The sequence below is a fragment of the Bradyrhizobium sp. UFLA05-109 genome, assembly GCF_054185165.1.
The window spans coordinates 152,187-169,091 of record NZ_JBBIAR010000008.1 but is presented as its reverse complement, the minus strand read 5'-3'; the positions used below and the strand labels follow the sequence as shown (position 1 = coordinate 169,091).

The following is a 16,905-nucleotide window of genomic DNA, read 5'->3' as shown; positions in this document are numbered from 1 at the left end:
CACCGGCGCATGCCGCCGGTGCCGCTTCATCGCCCGCCCAGCACCTTCCAGATGACGGCGAGTGCAGCGGCAAGAAGCACAGCCATGATGATGCGGTGAACGAAGCGATTCATTGCGGCCTTACCCAGGCTGGCTCAATCGCCGATAGCCGTGCTCCCGAAAAAAGCCTTGTTGCTGAAAAAAGCTTGCTGCTGACAAAAGGCTTGGGCCGATTTTCTTCACGATCTGAATGGACGCTAGCAGGCGTGATGGCCTCGCCGCCTCACGCTACCGCCGCGCCACATTGCAACCGCTTGGGACTGGCCGCGAATCGCCCGATTGCGTTGGCAATTCGTCGAACGGCGAGTTCTGCTTGCCGGTGTTGAACTCGAAGATCTTGCGGAACAGGCCCGGCGCCATCGCCGAGATCGGATTGACGCGCATCACGGGTGCGGCCGGTGTGCCGACGACCTCATAGGTCACGCCGATCAGCCCCTCGTTATTGCCGCCGCCGAGGAAGATGCCGAACAACGGAATCTGGCCAAAGATGTTGTTCACCCCGTACACCGGCACGAAGGTGCCGCTCATGCACACCTGATTGCCGGGATAGTCGATCGCGCCCTCAATGGTCGCGCCGATCATCGGTCCCTTGACGACACCGTCGCGGATCGTGAGCGCGCCGTTCTGCCGGGTGAATTCCGCGCGCAACGCGGTGAAGGAGACACCGCTCTGCGCGCCGTTGGGTCCCCCTGCTGCGACGCGATCGAGCTGCTCCAGGCCCTTGACCGTGAAGTCACGCACGTTGATGAGACCTTCCCGCGCCGTCGGCTCCGACGTCGGCGGCTCCATCGCCACCACCATCTGGCCGCCGAACACCTTGTTGGTGGTGTCGGAGAAACGCAGGAAAGCGCCGGCGTCGTTGGTCTGGAGGTAGACCACCTCGCGGCCGCCTTGCGCGCGCCCGCCACGCAGGTCTGCCGTCACCGGCACATCCTTGCCGATCTTGCCGCTCAACGTGAGCGCTTTGACCGCGCCGCTCCGCCGCGACATCTTGGCATCGACACTGCGCATCGCCTCACCGTTGAAGCCGGCCACCGCACCGAGCTTGACGTCGATGTCGAAGTCGACGTTCTTCAGCTTGCTCTTGTTGTCGTCCTTGCCTGAATTGCCCGAGATCGCCGACTTCAGGAAGCCGCGGCCATCGAACACGTCGCCGCGCATGGTGCCCCTCACCACGCCGTCGGGACCGCGCTCGACCTTCAGCGAGGTCTTGTCGCCGTCGGACGGCGAATAGGTCGGAAAGTTCGCATTCATGAGGTCGCCGTTCTGGTCGACCTCGAGCGAGCCCTTGATCGAGACGCCGCTGCCTTCGACGACGATGTCCTCGAGCCGCGTCGATTGCGCCGTCGGCACCACCTTGAAGCTGGCCTTGCCCGACTTGCCCGGCAGCTTCACCCAGCCCGGCAGGATGTTGTCTAGCTTGATGGAGGTCAGGTCGGCTTCGATGCCGAGGCGCGTGGTCTGGTCCGGCCCGCTGGCGATCTTGCCGGAGACCTTGACCGGCAGCGAACCGCTGACGGCGGGGCTCAAATCGAAACCGAGACGGGCGCGACCTGCATCGTCGAGCGTGGTCTGCAGTTTGACGTCGGCATCGCCATCGGCCGGCTTGCGGTAATCGAGCGAGGCCGCCTGGCCGTTGATCTTGACGTCGCCCTTGACCTGGTAGCCTTGGTTGTTGGCAACGATCTTGAGGCTGTTCGCCTCGAGCTTCTGGTTCATCACCAGCTTGTCGGCGGCAAAGCCGTTGAGATCGGCGGTGACGGTGTAGCTCGTATCCGCCTTGGTCAGCTCGCCCTTCACCGGCAGGGCGAGCGTGATGTTGGCCGAGAAATTGCCCTTGCTGGTGTTGGGATCGACGAAGGTGGCGGACAGATCGCTCAGGCGATCATTGGCGAGAATTTCCGCAGCCGCCGGCACCGGACCATCGACGCGGAACTTGCTGCGCGACGGCGACGGCTTTGGCGCCATGTCCGGCACCTCGAAGGTGAAATCCGAGATCGTGATCTTGCGTCCCGCCGGCGTATCGGCAATGCCCTGCCCGATCGTCACGGTCGCGGTGCGTCCGGTGACGTGCGCCTTCAAGTCGGCATCGTGCACCGAGGGCATGCCGTCCACCGGATGAACCGCGACGCCGCTCGCCACGATGTTGACCGACAGGCCGTCATCGGGGATCGGCGGGCCCTTGCGCGGGAGGTTGCGCGTCGGCGAGTTGACGCCGATCTCGATGCGCTGGAGCGTGCCGCGCTCGATCCGCTCGATGACCCATTCGCGCAGCTCGGGCACGACGAGCGTCGGCCACATCCGCTTGAGCGCGGACGCCGACATCGGCGTGCCCGCAAAGCCGAGCATCAGCCGGGGCTCGCCGGAATAATCGATGGCGCCGGTGCCGGCGACGCCGATCTCGCCATTGCTGATGTCGGCCTGCGCCAGCACGACGCGCTTGTGGTCGGTGTCGAAACGGACGCCGATGTTGATACGGTTGAAGACCAGCGGCGGCTCGTTGTCGATGCCGCCCAGCAGGATCGATCCGCCGCTGAAACCGAGCTGCCAGTCGTTGGTGGTGCCATTGGGCGGCTCGAGATGCGCGAGCAGCGTGACCCGGTTGGCGCCGGAGATGATCTTGAACGGCGCCACCAGCACCCGGCGTCCGGCGTCCCATTCGAGGTTGAGCTCGGCCGAGTCGATCGCCATCGGATAATCCGGCGTATCGGTGTCGATGATGTTCCCCGCGCCGACGAGAACCTTGCCGCGGAAGAAGGTCGGCAGGCCGTCGCGACCGAGCTCACCCTTGAGCTCGCCGGTCAGCGGCAGGTCGGCATTGTAGGTCAGGTCCTTGAGCCGCAATGCCAGCAGGATGTTCGAGGTCGAAACCTTGTCGGCGCGGATATCGACGGAGCGCACGCCGTTCTCGGCAGGGCCGATCGTGGCGCGGAGCGACCATGGTCGCGCGCCCTCTTCGCCGAAGCTGAGCGCAACGCCGCCACCGTGCGGCCGGCGCAGGCTGAGGCTGATGTTCTCGAAGCTCCACTTGCTGCCGCGTTGCTGGTCGTCGACAATCAGATTGCCGTTCTTCAGGCCGATCTCGTTGAGGTTCTGCCCGTCGAGCCCGGTCAGGCTCAGGCTGTCGAGCCAGTCGAGCCCGGCAAGCAGTCCGCTCTGCGTGCTGCCGCTGGAAGAAGCTGCACCCGCGTCCGGACCGGACGAAGTGGCGGGAGCGGTCGTCGCGAGAGGCGGCGCAGATCCCGGACGCGGGAAGGTCGGAGGCAGGCCCGCCTCCTTTTTCGACGCAACGCCGGTGGCGAGCGGTTTTGCGGTTTCGCCGGCCGAGACCGTGACGGTGCCGTCGGGTGCGATCCGGATCGCGAGCTCGGCATCGACGAGATTGAGGCTCTCGGCGCGCAGCCGACCCATCAGGAGCGCCATGCCCGACAGCCGCACTTCAGCCTTCGGCGCGCTTGCGACGATGGCGTGATCGCGGTCGCGGACGATGATGTCGCGAATGCGCACGGCGATGCGGATTCGCCCTGCACGTTCGATCTGTGTGCCGCCGACCTCGACGGTGTTGCCGTGGCCGATATTGTCCTCGATCGCAGCCGCGAGCCATGGCGTCGCCATGTCGAGATTGATGGGACCCGCGCCGAGCCGCCACCACAGCGTGGCAAAGCAACAGACGAAGATGATGACGAGGGTACCGGTGACGAGGGCAAGCCGCTTGACCCAGCGATCAGCCGCAAGCCAGCGACCGAACGCGCCGAAGCCGTCACCTACGCGATGAAAGCGGGAGCTGGAACGGGACAACAGCCGGCGCGCCTGGTGACCTGCCGCCGCCTCCTGGTCCGGATCCCAATCGACCGCGTCCCATTCGAGAGGCTCTTGCACTCCGGGGCGCCGATCGAGGTCCCGATAGAGGTCCCCGTTGTGGTCCTGGGGCGACGTATTCCTTGCCATTGCCTCTCGATACAGGCGCCCATCCCTGGATTGAGCGCCGCCGGGGCCGCAGCCGTCCGCGGGGACCAAACGTCCCTGCGCCGGCATTGCCGCCATTCCCTTGATATGCCTGCTGTTCGTCATTTCGCCCCGAGAGCGCGTTCAACGAGCAGTGGGGTAGTGCTTGGAATTCCTTGTAACCATACTCCGGCGTCGTCAGACTTGCCCAGCCGAGGGCGCGATTCCGGCACGCCGGACGAGATCTGCAATACCGCTTTGGTTGACCCGCCGAAAGCGTCGAAAGGAAGGCGTATGTCCAAGAAAACGCGAAAGAAATCGTCCAAGTCGGCCTCCGGCAGCCCAACCCCCAGGAAAAAACGGACTCAAACGCGGACTACGGCGACAATGAAGCCCGCGACGATGCAGCGGGCCGCAAAACGCAAATCAACAAAGACCTCAACCCTGGCAGCATCGCACAAGGCCACGTCGAAACGGTTAAAATCTTCCGAATCGGCAGCCGTCGCCGCGAAGGCCGCCAAAGTAGACAAGGGCGCCCTGTCCGAAGGCCAGAAGGCACCCGCCTTCAGCCTGCCGCGCGACGGCGGCGGCATCGCGAGGCTGGCCGACTATTCCGGCAAGAAGCTGGTCCTGTTCTTCTACCCTCGCGCCGACACGCCCGGCTGCACACGGGAGGCGATCGACTTCACCCGGCTCAAAGATGCCTTCGCCGCGACCGGCACGAGCGTGCTCGGCATCTCGGCTGATCCGCTGAAGGCCCAGGAGAAGTTCCGCGACAAGCACGGCCTTGTCGTCCCCCTGATCTCGGATGAGCAGCACGAGATGCTGGAGGCCTACGGCGCCTGGGGCGAAAAATCGATGTACGGCAGGACTTTCCTTGGGATTCTTCGCACCACGGTGCTGGTCGGCGCCGACGGCAAGGTGGCGCGAATCTGGCGCAACGTCCGGGTCGACGGCCACGCCGAGGACGTGCTGTCGGCGGCAGCATCCCTTTAACCAGTTGTGCGAATTCGAGCATTCCCGTTTCCGGAAAATTAACCATGAGCGGCCCAGATTGCTGCGGCAATTGAGCCGTACGGAACTTCTCCGACCGGCGCGGGAGTGCCGATGTCGAAAAGTTCTGCCCAATACTCGCACGCCTCCCAGCATCACCCTCACGACCACGGGCGGCCCTTCAACCGCCGTCCTGTCAGCACCGCCGCCGCGATCCCCCTGCCCGCCGCCGACGACGCCTACACCATCGTGCATCACGGCAAGCAGGTCCGCCTCGGGCCCGTGGTGTTCTGGATCGTGGTCGGGACCGTCGTGCTGCTCGGCCTGTGGTCGGCGGCGACCGCCACCTATTTCGCCTTCCGCGACGACGTGCTGACGCGGCTGATCGCCCGCCAAGCAGAGATGCAATATGCCTATGAGGATCGCATCGCCGAGCTCCGGGCCAAAGTCGATCGCACCACGAGCCGGCAGCTGCTCGACCAGGAGCAGTTCGACCAGAAGCTCGACCAGATCATGAAGCGCCAGGCCGCGCTCGAGTCCCGCGCAACCGCGCTCGGCGCCATGCCGGACGTGACCGGATCGATCCCGCGCGCGACACCGCAACGCGGCGAGGCCCCCCCGCCTCAGGGCACGCCAAAGCCCTCGCCAATCAGCGACACCGTGATTTTCGTAGCACCACCGGATCGCGAGGCGCGGCTTGAATCGCGCACCCCTGCGATCGCCAGCCCGCAGCCGAGCCAGTTCGCCAAGGTTCAGGGCTTTGACAACGTGCTGGTGCGCTTGCAGACCTCGCTTGACCAGGTCGAGAGACGCCAGGTCGCAGCGCTCAGCGCCGTCGAGGAGAACATGGAATCGCGGGCGCGTCGGATGCGCGGCGTGGTCAGTGATCTCGGCCTGAACCTCGCCGATCTCGAAGCAGCCGTGCCGCGGACTGCGATGGGCGGGCCGTTTGTACCCGTCAAACTCACCGCGAATGCCGGTCCGTTCGAGAAGCAGCTTTATCGTATCAATGTCACGCGCGCCGAGGTGGATCGGCTCAACCGCACGCTGGCGCTGGTGCCCTATCGCAAGCCGGTCATCGGTGAGGTCGAGTTCACCTCAGGCTTTGGCGTGCGCAGCGATCCGTTCCTCGGCCGGCCGGCGATGCACACCGGCCTCGACTTCCGCGCCGCGACCGGCGATCCCGTCCGCGTGACCGCCAACGGCAAGGTGGTGTCGGCTGGATGGTCGGGTGGCTACGGCCGCATGGTCGAGGTCGACCACGGCAACGGGCTCTCGACCCGCTACGGCCATCTCTCCGAGATCAACGTCAAGGTCGGCGAGATCGTGAAGATCGGCCAGGTCGTCGGATTGGTCGGATCGACCGGCCGCTCGACCGGTCCGCATCTGCACTACGAAACCCGGATCGACGGCGAAGCGGTCGATCCGCAGAAATTCCTGCGCGCCGGCGTACGCCTCAGCGCCGGCTAAAGCGCGATGAGATTGGGCTGAATGGTCATCGCGCTTTGGGTTATTGTTTGAGCATGATCTGCGCGCAAACGCGTTCCGCGTTTGTCGCGAGGGAAAACCGCTTCACACTTTTCCGGATCATGCTCCCTGTCCGACGCGCCGCGCCGACAAGCCGCGAAGCGAGAAATCGCAGCATTCACGCGCAATGCGCGCGATCTGCCCGGCCAGCGGATCGACAACATCCGCACGCGTGACGGCAAAATATCTGATCTGCGGGATGGGCGGCGACGTCCTGATCGTACGCAGCAGACCGATCTCGATCTCGTGCCGGAAATACTGCTCGGTCAGAAAGGTGATGCCGAGCCCGGCCACGGCCAGCGCCGAGAGGACGCTCAGGCTGTTGCATTTGACGACGCGATTGAGCTTGATGCCGCTCGCGCCCAGCCAATCCAGAACGAGCTTCTGCAAGCCTGATCCTTCTCCCTGGGTGAGGATCGGGTACCGGGCGATCTCATCGAGCGCAGCCTCGTTGGCCTTGGGGCCGACGCCGGGCGCCGACATCCACTGCAGTGTGACGCTGTCGAGCGGCAGCGCGTTGAAGTAGGCACTGGCCGGCGGATCAAGACCGATCACAAGATCCAGCCGACGATCGGCGAGCTTGTCGAGCAGCACGACACTGGATTCGACCTCAGGCTCCGGAATGACCGCCGGATAGGCCTCCTTCATGGCCACGATCAGTTTCGGGAGCCAGGTCAAGGCAACGAGTTCGGTGACCCCGAACCTGAAGGTACCGCTGAAGGCCAGCGGCCCGGCTGCGACCTGGCGCATTCGTGCCTCAAGCTCCAAGAGCTGAGCGGCGAGCTCGATCAGGTTTTCGCCGCTGCGCGTCAGGCTGATCGTTCGGCTGTTGCGATCGAACAGGGTAGTCCCGACTGCTGCTTCCAGTTCGGCGATACGTTTGGAGATGGTCGATTGCGCGAGGTTCAAACGCTCCGCGGCGTCGACCACACCACCCAATTCGGCAATCCAGTAGAAGGCTTCGACCTGCTTCAGCGTCAGGCTCACCATGGTTGTGCCATATCATTCGAAAAAAAGCGATTTCATATCTAGAAAAATATTCACTTTTCTTCAAGTCTGTCGCGGGGCAGGCTTTAGGCGACATCTGCGCTTCAGCACACAGCCCATCGGTTCTGCCTATGCTCCTGCCCGGCCATCGACTGCTCCCCTCACCGCCCTCCGTCCCGCCTGCAATCATCGCCGATTTTGCCGCCGCACAGGTTGCAATCGTCTCAGACAACATGAATAGGTTGCACGGCACGCGCGCGCTCCGACCGTTCCATGGCAGCGCCCGCCTGATCGGCACCGCGATCACCGTCAAGACTCGCGCCGGCGACAACTTCATGCTGCACAAGGCCTATGAGCAGCTCCGGCCGGGCGACGTGCTCGTGGTCGATGGCGGCGGCGATCTCGGCCAGGCCCTTGTCGGCGAGATCATGATGACGCGCGCCAAGGCGATGGGGGTCGCCGGCTTCGTCATCGACGGCGCCATCCGTGACGTCGGCGCGTTCGCCCAGGCCGGCTTTCCCTGCTTCGCACGTGGTGTCACGCATCGCGGTCCCTACAAATCAGGTCCCGGAGAGATCAACGTCCCGGTCTCGATCGATGGCATGGTGGTGATGCCGGGCGACGTCATCCTCGGCGACGAGGACGGTGTCATCGCCTTCGACCAATCCGTTGCCGCGGAGCTGCTCGAGCGTGTCAGGCAGCAGGAGACGCGCGAGGCCGGCGCACTCGCAGCCATCCGCGAAGGTCGTCTCGACAATTCTTACATGGGTACAGGGAATACTCCCGCTCAAGGGTCGGCGTCATGAGCCGCGCCGGTGCCATCGCCCTCGCCCCGAGGGTCCAGCGAATCAAGCCGTCGCCGAGCATGGTGGCGCGGGATCGGGTCCGACAGCTCCAGGCCGAGGGTCGTGACGTCATCGATCTCACGGCCGGCGAGCCTGATCTGGATACGCCGAAGCACATCCGCGCGGCGGCTGCTGCCGCGCTCGAAGCAGGCGCGACGCGCTACACGCCGGTCAACGGAATGCCCGCGCTGCGCAAGGCGATCATCGAAAAGCTCGCCCGCGAGAACGGCGTCCGTTACGCCATGAACGAGATCTCCGTCGGCGGCGGCGCCAAGCAGGTCATCTACAACGCGCTCGCCGCCACGCTCGGAGCCGGCGATGAGGTCATCATCCCGGCGCCCTATTGGGTCTCGTACCCCGACATGGTCGAGGCCTGCGACGGCACGCCAGTGATCGTGAGCTGCGGCGAGAACTCGGGATTCAAGCTGTCGGCCGAGGCTCTGGAGCAAGCGATCACGCCCAAAACGCGCTGGCTCATCCTGAACTCCCCATGCAATCCCACCGGCGCGTTCTATTCCGCCGCCGAGATCGGTGCGCTGACCGAAGTGCTGCTGCGCCACCCCAATGTCGCTGTCATGACAGACGACATCTACGAGCACATCCGCTTCAATGACGGGGCAACGCCGTGCATCGTGGCCGTCGAGCCTCGGCTTAAGGAGCGGACTTTGCTGGTCAATGGCGTCTCCAAGACCTATGCCATGACCGGCTTCCGGCTCGGCTACGGCGCGGGGCCCGCAGAGCTCATCGCAGCCATGAACACGATCCAGTCGCAATCGACGTCCTGCACGTCTGCGATCAGCCAGGCGGCGGCGACGGCCGCTCTCGAAGGCGATCAGGGATTCGTCACCGAGGCCCGCGAGATGTATCGCCGCCGCCGCGATCGTGCGGTCGCCTTGCTGAACGATATCCCCGGCCTCTCGTGCCTTGCGCCAGACGGAGCCTTCTATGTGTTTCCGTCTTGCGTCGGCCTGATCGGGAAGACCACGCCCGAGGGCAAGGTTCTGAAGACCGATCTGGACGTCGTCATGCACTTCCTCGATGCCGCCGGCGTCGCAGTGATCGATGGAACGGCATACGGCATGCCGTCCTATCTGCGCATGTCGATCGCGACCTCATTGCCGAAGATCGAGGAGGCCTGCACACGGCTCGCGCGAACCTGTGCGGCCTTGCGCTAACCGCAGAAGGATGAAGGAAAGAGCCATGAGATTATTCCAGGTTGCCGCCGCCGGAATCCTGCTCCTCACCGGGGTTGTCGGCGTGGCAAAGGCCGACGAGCTTGCCGATGTGAAGGCCCGCGGCAAGCTGGTCTGCGGCACGCTCGGCACGGCCGAGCCGTTCAGCTTCCAGGATCCGAAGACGCGCGAGATCGTGGGATACGACATCGACATCTGCCGCAAGGTCGCGGAGTCGCTCGATGTCGCGCTCGAGCTCAAGCCGATGGCCGTCGAGGCCCGCATCCCCGAGCTGCTCCAGGGCCGGGTCGATATCCTCGCTGCCAATCTCGGTTGGTCGAAGGAACGCGCACAACAGATCGACTACAGCTATTCGTATTTTGTCAGCGAGCAAAAGGTGCTGGTGTCGGCCGATTCCGGCATCGCGACGCTCGAGCAGCTGTCCGGCAAGAAGATAAGCGCGCTCAAGGGATCGTCCTCGGAACAGGGCGTCAGGCGTGTCATCCCGACCGCCGAAACTGTAACCTTCCAGGATTCGTCGGCGGGGTTTCTTGCCGTCGTTCAAGGCAAGGTCGACGGATTTTGCGCCTCCGAGCTAATCCTGGTGAAACTCCGCAAACAGGCACAGGCGTCCTCGCCGATGTCGATCGTCGAGAAGTCGGTCTTCGTCGAACCATGGGGGCTCGGTGTCCGCAAGGGCGAAGCTGCGTTCAAGGATCAGGTCAACAAGGTGCTCGCTGAGCTGGATGCATCCGGAGAAGCCGGCAAGATTTTTGCCAAGTGGTTCGGGCCCGGAACGGTCTATGACATGAAGCGGGATTTCAAGATCGAGGAGATCAAGGGCTGATCCCCTCGCCTCCGCGCCAAACTGAACATCGGGAGTACATGACTTAACGATGGGCTATGTCTTCGACCCGGCCGCAGTCCTGACCGGCCAATATCTGGACTGGTTCATCTGGGGCGTGGCGACGACGATCGCTCTGACCCTGGCGGCCTGGCTGCTCGGAATGACGATCGGGATCATCCTGACGCTGGTCCGGATGCTTCCGTTCAGGCCGCTCGAATGGCTGGTGGCAGGTTACGTCGAATATCATCGCAACGTTCCGTTGCTGGTTCAGATCCTGGTCTGGTATTTCGGCGTCCCGCAACTGCTGCCTCGCGCCATCCGCATGTGGGTCAACAGCCACCACAGCGAGTTTCTCCTCGCGATGGTGGCACTGGGCCTCGCCAGTGCGGCCTATATCACCGAGGATTTACGCAGCGGAATTCGCTCGATCCCGAAGACGCAATACGAGGCCGCGCGCTCGATCGGGTTCAACTATCTCCAGGCGATGAGCTACGTGATCCTGCCGCAGGCGCTGCGCATCGTGATTCCGCCGCTGATCAACCAGACCCTGCTCCTGTTCAAGAACACCAGCCTCGCCATGGCGATCGGCGTCGGCGAGCTGACCTATCGGACCCGCGAGGTCGACAGCTACACGTTCAAGACGTTCGAAGCGTTCGCTGTCGCAACGATCATCTATCTTGCGATCTCCTTTGGGATCATGGCGCTCGGCGCCTTCGCCGACCGGCGGTTGAAACTCGAGCTGCGCTGATGTTGCAAATCCTCGAGGACAACTGGCTTCTGTTCCTGATCGGGCAATACCCGCACGGTCCGGTCGGTGGGCTTGCGATGACACTGTTCCTCGCGGTCGTCGGCCTATCCCTCAGTTTTCCAGTCGCAATCGGACTCGCGCTGGCTCGTCTCAGCTCCTATCGCTGGCTGCGCGGACCAGCAACGGCGGTGGTGTACGTCGTACGCGGATTGCCGCTGATCATGTTCATCTTCTGGACCTATTTCGCGCTGCCGCTGTTGATCGGACGTACGGTCGGAGGCGTCGAGACGCTGCTCTTCGCACTTGTCGTCTACGAGGCGAGTTATCTTTCGGAGATCATCCGGGCCGGGATTGAAGGCCTGCCCAAAGGTCAGACAGAAGCGGCAAAGGCCCTTGGCCTCGGTTACATTCCGACCACTTTCAAGGTCATCCTGCCGCAAGTCCTGCACAACATGATGCCAAGCTTGGTCAGCCAGTTCGTCTCCACGATCAAGGAGACCTCACTCGGCTATGTCATCAGCGCCAACGAGGTGACGTTTGCGGCGAGCCAGGTGAACAACCAGCTCATGACGCAACCGTTCGAGGTCTACGGATTGCTGGCGCTGACCTATTTCACGCTTTGCTTCACTCTGACATCGGCGGCGCGCTGGCTGGAACGGCGGCTGGCCGCCGAGCGCGGCGGACTCGGCGTTCAGCCGGCGTGAGGGCAAGCCATGATCCGCTTCGAGGCCGTCGAAAAATGGTTTGGCCAGCACCAGGTGCTGGCCGGCGTGACCGGCCAAGTGAAACGGGGCGAGGTCGTCACGCTGCTCGGCTCATCGGGCTCCGGCAAATCCACGCTCATTCGTACGGTGACGCGCCTGGAAGACATTCAAGGCGGACAAGTGCTGTTCGAGGGTGTTGATGTCGCCGGGCGTGGCGTCGACATTAACCGTCTGCGCCAGCGCGTCGGATTCGTGTTCCAGGCGTTCAACCTGTTTCCGCATCTCACCGCCCTCGGCAACATCACGCTGGGGCTCGAGCGCTTGCGAAAACTGCGCAAGGCTGCGGCCAGAGAGCGCGCCATGACTGAGCTCGACCGTGTCGGACTGGCAGACAAGGCCGACGCCTTGCCGTCGCGCCTGTCCGGCGGGCAACGGCAACGCGTAGCGATCGCACGCGCGCTGGCGATGGATCCGGACGTCATGCTTTTCGACGAGCCGACCAGCGCGCTCGATCCGGAAATGGTCGGCGAGGTGCTCCGTGTGATGAAGTCACTGGCGCAAAACGGCATGACGATGGTGGTCGTCACGCACGAAATCGGTTTTGCCCGCGAGGTCGCCGACACCGTCTGGTTTCTGGACAAGGGCCAGATCGTCGAGAGCGGTCCACCGGCCAAGATCTTCGATGATCCCCGTCACGAGCGATTGCGCTCGTTTCTCTCGAGGGCGCGTTAGGGCGCTCTCACCTTCGCACCCTAAAGCGCGATGAGAATTCCAGATCATGCTCAGCGTCGGCCGCCGCCCATCCCGCCGCCGGGACCACCGAAGCCGCCACCGCCGGGCCCCATGGGACCACCGGGTGAGCCGAGGCCGCCGGGACCAGACGGTCCGCTCGTGCCCGATGGGCCGGAGCCGGGAGCCGGCCCCGGGCCCGAACCAGGCGCAGGAGCACCACCAGGCGCACCGGGCTGGCCGCTCGGCGAGCCGGGCATGCCGCTTCCCGGATGCAGGATCGAGCCGCCCGGCGAATGGCCGCCAGAGCTTGGCGGGCTGCCCGGTCCCTGCAGCGACGATCCCGGGAACTGCGTGACTGCCTGCACCGATTCGACCTGCAAGCCGCGCCCGCGATCGAACACGCCGTTCAGCACCACCCGCGACTCGCCGGCACTTGGCGCAAAGCGCGAGCCGTCATGGGCGACGAGACCGGAGCCGAGCTGCAGATTGGCACCGGAGCGCTGCACATAGGCCTCGACTGATAGCCGGCTCGCGCCGGTGAGATCCGAGAAATCGTCGACCCTGGCGTGCGCGACCTGGAGCACGCCCTGGCTCGCGCTGCCCTCGACCTGAACGCGCTGGCCGACCAGCGCGACATCCGCACCGTTGAGCCGCAGGCCGCCAATATGCAGTCCGTCAGGACCGCGCTCGACGAGACCGGAAACCCGCGCGGTGGCGCTGCGACGCTGCTCGACGAGGCTTGCGACGATCATACCGTCGGTGCGGCGCAGTCCGAACACGGCCACACGCGTGCCGACGCGGCGCCAGCTCTCCTGGCCGCTCGACTGCACCTTTTGGCCGAGCACGGTGATCTCGTTGCCTTTCACCGCTTCGATCGGGCCAGCAACCTCGCTGGCGATATTGATGCTGCGCGTCGCCAGCGTGCCGTCGGGCTGCCGAACGGCGACCACGCGCGCGAGCTGTCCGATGCGCAAGCTCTTCGTCGTTGCCTGCTCGCCATCGATCCGCACCGGAACGTCGGCCGCGTAAGCGACACGCTCGCCATTGACGTAGATGCTGCCGAAGCGCTGGATCACGCCGACGATGCCGGTGCCGCCGATGCCCTGATCGTCGCCGCGGCTGATGCCAGTGCCGCCGATGCCCTGGTCGGTGCCGCGCCTGGTTTGCGCCCAGGCGGCGCCCGTTCCGGCGAGCCAGACCCCCGCAAGCAGCAGGCGGCGGGATATGCGCGGCGGCTTGGTCATGAGCGACCGCCCTCGCCGCTGCCATTGCTCTCCTCCTCGACGTCCTCGCAATAAATGTAGGTGCCGAAATTCCAGCGGGCATCTCCGCCCTTGTCCTTGGCGAGCGCGCGACGCGCCTCACGGTTGGCAGTCTGAAGGGCCTCCATCGCAAGCTCGCGCGAGCGCGCCTCGAGCCGTTTTGCAAGTTTTGGCGACAAGCCATTGTAATGCACCGCGCGTTCGAGGAAGCGCGGCGCAGGCCCAGAGACGTTTTCGGCCGCGGCGGCGATATGGTCGTGCAGGTTGCGGCCGAGATAGTACCATTTGCTGTCGTTCTCGCCGGGCGGAACGAAGGCAGCCTCGACCAGCTCGATCTCGTCCTCGCCGTTGATCCTGACCAGCCCGCGATCGAGCCATTCGTCGAGCACCGCGCGTGGACGGACGTCCTTGGTGACGGAGGCGACAAGCTGCTCGAACGAGGGAGCCTCGCCTTCGGCCATGCGCGGCAGCGGCAGCGGCTCGCCCTTCGCATCGGTGAATTCGGGCGCGGCAAACCAGCGCGCGATCACGGCGCTGGTCAGCGATACCGCCGCCGGCGCTTCATGCACGGGCGCGCCGGCGCCGCGCAGCCGCGCCACTTCCTTGCGATGGATGCCCGTGAGCAGGCTGACGCGGCTGTCGGTCTGCTCCTTGCCTTCGAGCGCGAAATCGTGCTCGGCGACGTTGACGAACAGCTCGCGGAGCAATTGCGCCAGCGCTGGAAAGGTCATGCCGCTGCGAATGCACAGGCGCACCAACGGGCGCAGCAGCCGCGCCAGGGGCGCGTGCAGCTTTGCCGCGGCGTTCGGCTGTGGTGCAGCCGGTTTATCCGCCGCCTTGGACCCGGGCTTGGCATTCATGTCTGAATTGTAACGGCGCCCCGCGTGGGACACAATCCCACTTTTTTCGTTTGCGCCGTTGACGTGGTAAATTTTCCCACATATACGGGACGGCAACTGAGGGCTCGGCTCGAAAGGGAAAGTTGACCCAATGCCTGACCGCCTGGTCTGCAATTCCAGCATGATTTCTGCACATCTCGGCCGCCGCCTTGGCGCGGTCGAGCCGATGCTGCCCGCGCTGCTGCGCGGCGTGATCTTCATCTCGACGCTCGCGGTGCCCTTCGTCGCCGCCCTCATGGCCGGCTGAGCGGAGCGCGACGAACAACATGGCCCCTGTCAGCCACCCCACCCGCCCGTCGGTCCTCCATATCTTCAAGGTCTACTACCCCGACCTGTTCGGCGGCACGCTCACGGTGATCCGCGACATCTGCGCGAGCGTGAAGGACGCCTTCACCTCCGCCGTGCTGGTGTGCTCGAAATCCGCCGAGGCACGCCGCGATATCGTCGTCAACGACGTCGCCGTGGAGCGCGTACAGTCATTCGGCGACGTGCTCTCGCTGCCGGCCGCGCCGACTTATCCCTGGCGCCTGTGGCGCAAGATCGCGCAGCACGACCTGCTGGCACTGCACGCCCCCTTCCCGCTCGCCGACCTCGTCTTCGCGTTCGGCTTCGCTCGCAAGCGGCCGCTGGTCGTGCATTGGCATGCCGACATCGTCACCCATGCTGGCCTGCGCTGGTTCGTCGAGCCGTTGATGCGACGGACCCTGCGTCAGGCCGCCGCCATCATCATCTCCGACCGCGTGCTGGTCGACACCACGCCGCTGCTGCGGGAATTCGCCGACAAGTGCCACGTCGTGCCGTTCGGCATCGACACCACGAAATACGACTGGCCGCGAATCGATCCCGAGCACGTCAACGATCGCGGACGGCTCGTGCTCGCCTGCGGGCGGCTCGTTCCCTACAAGGGATTTGAGGTGCTGATCCGCGCTGCGGCAAACCACGACTTCGAGGTCTGGATCATCGGCGAAGGCGTCGAGCGCGTGCGGCTCGAGGAGCTGATCGACGAGCTCGGCGTTCGCGAGCGCGTCCGCCTGCTCGGCTCCGTGCCCGATTGCGAGCGCATCAAGCTGATGTGCATCGCCGACGTGTTCGTGATGCCGTCGGTGACCAGCGCCGAGACCTTTGGGCTCGTCCAGCTCGAGGCGATGGCGGCGGGCCGGCCCGTCGTCAACACGGCGCTGGACACGGCCGTGCCGCATGTTGCGCGTGACGGCATCGAGGCGATCACCGTGCCGCCCGGCGATGCCGTCGCGCTTGGCGAAGCCATCGACACCCTGATCCGCGATCCCGAACGCCGCCGCCGCATGGGCCTTGCCGCACGGACTCGCGCGGCGACGCGCTACTCCGCCATGGCCTTCAAGAACGGCATGGAGACGGTGTACACCCAGGCATTGGCTCAGGCCTCGGGCGCGAGCACAAGCCGCTCCGCCGCCGTCGCTTCCCCCACGCCGGGTTGGCTCGATGTGGTCCGGATCGCAGGCGCGCTGGCCTGGTCCGACATGCGCCATCGCTACGTGCGCTCGCTGCTCGGCCCGTTCTGGATGTCGCTCCAGATGGCGATCGTGGTCGCGGTGCTGGGTTCGGTGATCGGCCAGATGTCCAACGCCGGGGTGCTGGCCCGGCTGCCCATGCTCGCGCTGTCGATGACGGCCTGGACTTTCCTCAACAGCGTCGTGCTCGATGCCACCACGGCGCTACAGGGCTCGGCGGGCCTGATCCGCGACCGCGCATTGCCACCGGTGATCTTCCTCCTGCAATGCACCTTCCGCCAGGCGCTATTCGCGCTCCACAATGCCTGCGTGCCGCTGATCCTCTGGCTCGTGCTGACCCCGCGCGATATCTCCCACGCTCTGGCCGCCCTGCCGGGGCTTCTGCTCTTCATCGCCTGCACCTTCGCACTGAGCCTGGTGCTCGGCGCCATGGCGACGCGGTATCGCGACCTCAAGCCGATCATCGAATCCTCGCTGATGCTCGGCTTCCTGTCCTCACCCGTGATCTGGTCATCGGAGATGATCAATCATCGCTCGACCATCATGCGGCTCAATCCGCTGACACACCTGTTCGCGGTCTGGCGCGAGCCTTTGATGGGTGGCCATGTCGACACTCTCAGCATCGTCTACGTGCTGGCGTGCCTTGCCGTGCTCGCGCTCGCAAGCTGGCTGACGCTCGTCCACCTGCGCAAAGCGGCCTTCTGGATCTAGCATC

14 protein-coding genes are annotated in these 16,905 nt (G+C 64.9%); 10 read left to right on the top strand and 4 right to left on the bottom strand.

The genetic code is table 11. The features are described from left to right. Window positions 1–267: 267 nt before the first annotated feature. Entirely contained in the window at window positions 268–4,083 is a 3,816-nt protein-coding gene (locus Q3C01_RS08140; protein WP_458144826.1) for a YhdP family protein, read from the bottom strand. 195 nt (window positions 4,084–4,278) lie between these two features. Between Q3C01_RS08140 and Q3C01_RS08135 the strand changes: the two genes are divergently transcribed. Together Q3C01_RS08135 and Q3C01_RS08130 are read left to right on the top strand one after the other, a co-directional pair. Beyond that, window positions 4,279–4,980, top strand: coding sequence for a peroxiredoxin (locus Q3C01_RS08135; protein WP_458144825.1), 702 nt, complete (start codon window positions 4,279–4,281; stop codon window positions 4,978–4,980). A gap of 111 nt (window positions 4,981–5,091) precedes the next feature. Then, window positions 5,092–6,447: a M23 family metallopeptidase gene (locus Q3C01_RS08130; protein WP_458144799.1), complete on the top strand. Its 1,356-nt coding sequence runs from the start codon at window positions 5,092–5,094 to the stop codon at window positions 6,445–6,447. A 117-nt stretch (window positions 6,448–6,564) separates the two neighbouring features. On the opposite strand, the gene Q3C01_RS08125 is transcribed toward Q3C01_RS08130, so the two are convergent. Next, window positions 6,565–7,494, bottom strand: a complete 930-nt coding sequence (locus tag Q3C01_RS08125) for a LysR family transcriptional regulator (protein WP_458144798.1) — start codon at window positions 7,492–7,494, stop codon at window positions 6,565–6,567. A gap of 128 nt (window positions 7,495–7,622) precedes the next feature. Between Q3C01_RS08125 and Q3C01_RS08120 the strand changes: the two genes are divergently transcribed. From Q3C01_RS08120 to Q3C01_RS08095, 6 genes are read left to right on the top strand one after another with little or no spacing between them, the layout of a single operon-like run. Next, complete coding sequence (locus tag Q3C01_RS08120) at window positions 7,623–8,297, top strand: RraA family protein (protein WP_458144797.1); 675 nt, start codon at window positions 7,623–7,625, stop codon at window positions 8,295–8,297. Continuing rightward, window positions 8,294–9,511, top strand: a complete 1,218-nt coding sequence (locus tag Q3C01_RS08115; protein ID WP_458144796.1) for an aspartate transaminase — start codon at window positions 8,294–8,296, stop codon at window positions 9,509–9,511. Before Q3C01_RS08120 ends, Q3C01_RS08115 begins: the two co-directional genes overlap by 4 nt. Window positions 9,512–9,536: 25 nt before the next feature. Next, the gene (locus tag Q3C01_RS08110) at window positions 9,537–10,355 is read left to right on the top strand and encodes an ABC transporter substrate-binding protein (protein WP_458144795.1); all 819 of its coding nucleotides are present in this window, start codon (window positions 9,537–9,539) and stop codon (window positions 10,353–10,355) included. 49 nt (window positions 10,356–10,404) lie between these two features. Continuing rightward, window positions 10,405–11,103, top strand: a complete 699-nt coding sequence (locus Q3C01_RS08105) for an amino acid ABC transporter permease (protein ID WP_458144794.1) — start codon at window positions 10,405–10,407, stop codon at window positions 11,101–11,103. Then, a complete protein-coding gene (locus Q3C01_RS08100; protein WP_458144793.1) occupies window positions 11,103–11,807 on the top strand; it encodes an amino acid ABC transporter permease in 705 nt (234 codons plus the stop codon). Before Q3C01_RS08105 ends, Q3C01_RS08100 begins: the two co-directional genes overlap by 1 nt. Window positions 11,808–11,816: 9 nt before the next feature. After that, window positions 11,817–12,539, top strand: coding sequence for an amino acid ABC transporter ATP-binding protein (locus tag Q3C01_RS08095; protein WP_458144792.1), 723 nt, complete (start codon window positions 11,817–11,819; stop codon window positions 12,537–12,539). Window positions 12,540–12,589: 50 nt separating this feature from the next. Here the strand turns inward: Q3C01_RS08095 and Q3C01_RS08090 are convergent, their stop codons facing one another. Both Q3C01_RS08090 and Q3C01_RS08085 read right to left on the bottom strand, forming a co-directional pair. After that, window positions 12,590–13,783 carry a DUF5666 domain-containing protein gene (locus Q3C01_RS08090; RefSeq protein ID WP_458144791.1) on the bottom strand — a complete coding sequence of 398 codons (1,194 nt, stop codon included), beginning with the start codon at window positions 13,781–13,783 and terminating at the stop codon, window positions 12,590–12,592. Next, window positions 13,780–14,661 (bottom strand): DUF6502 family protein, encoded by an 882-nt coding sequence (locus tag Q3C01_RS08085; protein WP_458144790.1) that lies wholly within the window; start codon window positions 14,659–14,661, stop codon window positions 13,780–13,782. Before Q3C01_RS08085 ends, Q3C01_RS08090 begins: the two co-directional genes overlap by 4 nt. A gap of 130 nt (window positions 14,662–14,791) precedes the next feature. On the opposite strand from Q3C01_RS08085, the gene Q3C01_RS08080 reads away from it, so the two are divergent. Together Q3C01_RS08080 and Q3C01_RS08075 are read left to right on the top strand one after the other, a co-directional pair. Further along, on the top strand, window positions 14,792–14,947 hold the full coding sequence (locus Q3C01_RS08080; RefSeq protein WP_458144789.1) for a hypothetical protein: 156 nt from the start codon (window positions 14,792–14,794) through the stop codon (window positions 14,945–14,947). A 19-nt stretch (window positions 14,948–14,966) separates the two neighbouring features. After that, window positions 14,967–16,901, top strand: a complete 1,935-nt coding sequence (locus tag Q3C01_RS08075) for a glycosyltransferase (protein WP_458144788.1) — start codon at window positions 14,967–14,969, stop codon at window positions 16,899–16,901. The last annotated feature ends 4 nt before the right edge of the window (window positions 16,902–16,905 follow it).

Bases quoted from the DNA above. Each gene is read 5' to 3' on its own strand.
- Q3C01_RS08140 (WP_458144826.1), bottom strand. From the start codon at position 4,083: ATGGCGGCAATGCCGGCGCAGGGACGTTTGGTCCCCGCGGACGGCTGC.
- Q3C01_RS08135 (WP_458144825.1), top strand. From the start codon at position 4,279: ATGTCCAAGAAAACGCGAAAGAAATCGTCCAAGTCGGCCTCCGGCAGC.
- Q3C01_RS08130 (WP_458144799.1), top strand. From the start codon at position 5,092: ATGTCGAAAAGTTCTGCCCAATACTCGCACGCCTCCCAGCATCACCCT.
- Q3C01_RS08125 (WP_458144798.1), bottom strand. From the start codon at position 7,494: ATGGTGAGCCTGACGCTGAAGCAGGTCGAAGCCTTCTACTGGATTGCC.
- Q3C01_RS08120 (WP_458144797.1), top strand. From the start codon at position 7,623: ATGCTCCTGCCCGGCCATCGACTGCTCCCCTCACCGCCCTCCGTCCCG.
- Q3C01_RS08115 (WP_458144796.1), top strand. From the start codon at position 8,294: ATGAGCCGCGCCGGTGCCATCGCCCTCGCCCCGAGGGTCCAGCGAATC.
- Q3C01_RS08110 (WP_458144795.1), top strand. From the start codon at position 9,537: ATGAGATTATTCCAGGTTGCCGCCGCCGGAATCCTGCTCCTCACCGGG.
- Q3C01_RS08105 (WP_458144794.1), top strand. From the start codon at position 10,405: ATGGGCTATGTCTTCGACCCGGCCGCAGTCCTGACCGGCCAATATCTG.
- Q3C01_RS08100 (WP_458144793.1), top strand. From the start codon at position 11,103: ATGTTGCAAATCCTCGAGGACAACTGGCTTCTGTTCCTGATCGGGCAA.
- Q3C01_RS08095 (WP_458144792.1), top strand. From the start codon at position 11,817: ATGATCCGCTTCGAGGCCGTCGAAAAATGGTTTGGCCAGCACCAGGTG.
- Q3C01_RS08090 (WP_458144791.1), bottom strand. From the start codon at position 13,783: ATGACCAAGCCGCCGCGCATATCCCGCCGCCTGCTGCTTGCGGGGGTC.
- Q3C01_RS08085 (WP_458144790.1), bottom strand. From the start codon at position 14,661: ATGAATGCCAAGCCCGGGTCCAAGGCGGCGGATAAACCGGCTGCACCA.
- Q3C01_RS08080 (WP_458144789.1), top strand. From the start codon at position 14,792: ATGCCTGACCGCCTGGTCTGCAATTCCAGCATGATTTCTGCACATCTC.
- Q3C01_RS08075 (WP_458144788.1), top strand. From the start codon at position 14,967: ATGGCCCCTGTCAGCCACCCCACCCGCCCGTCGGTCCTCCATATCTTC.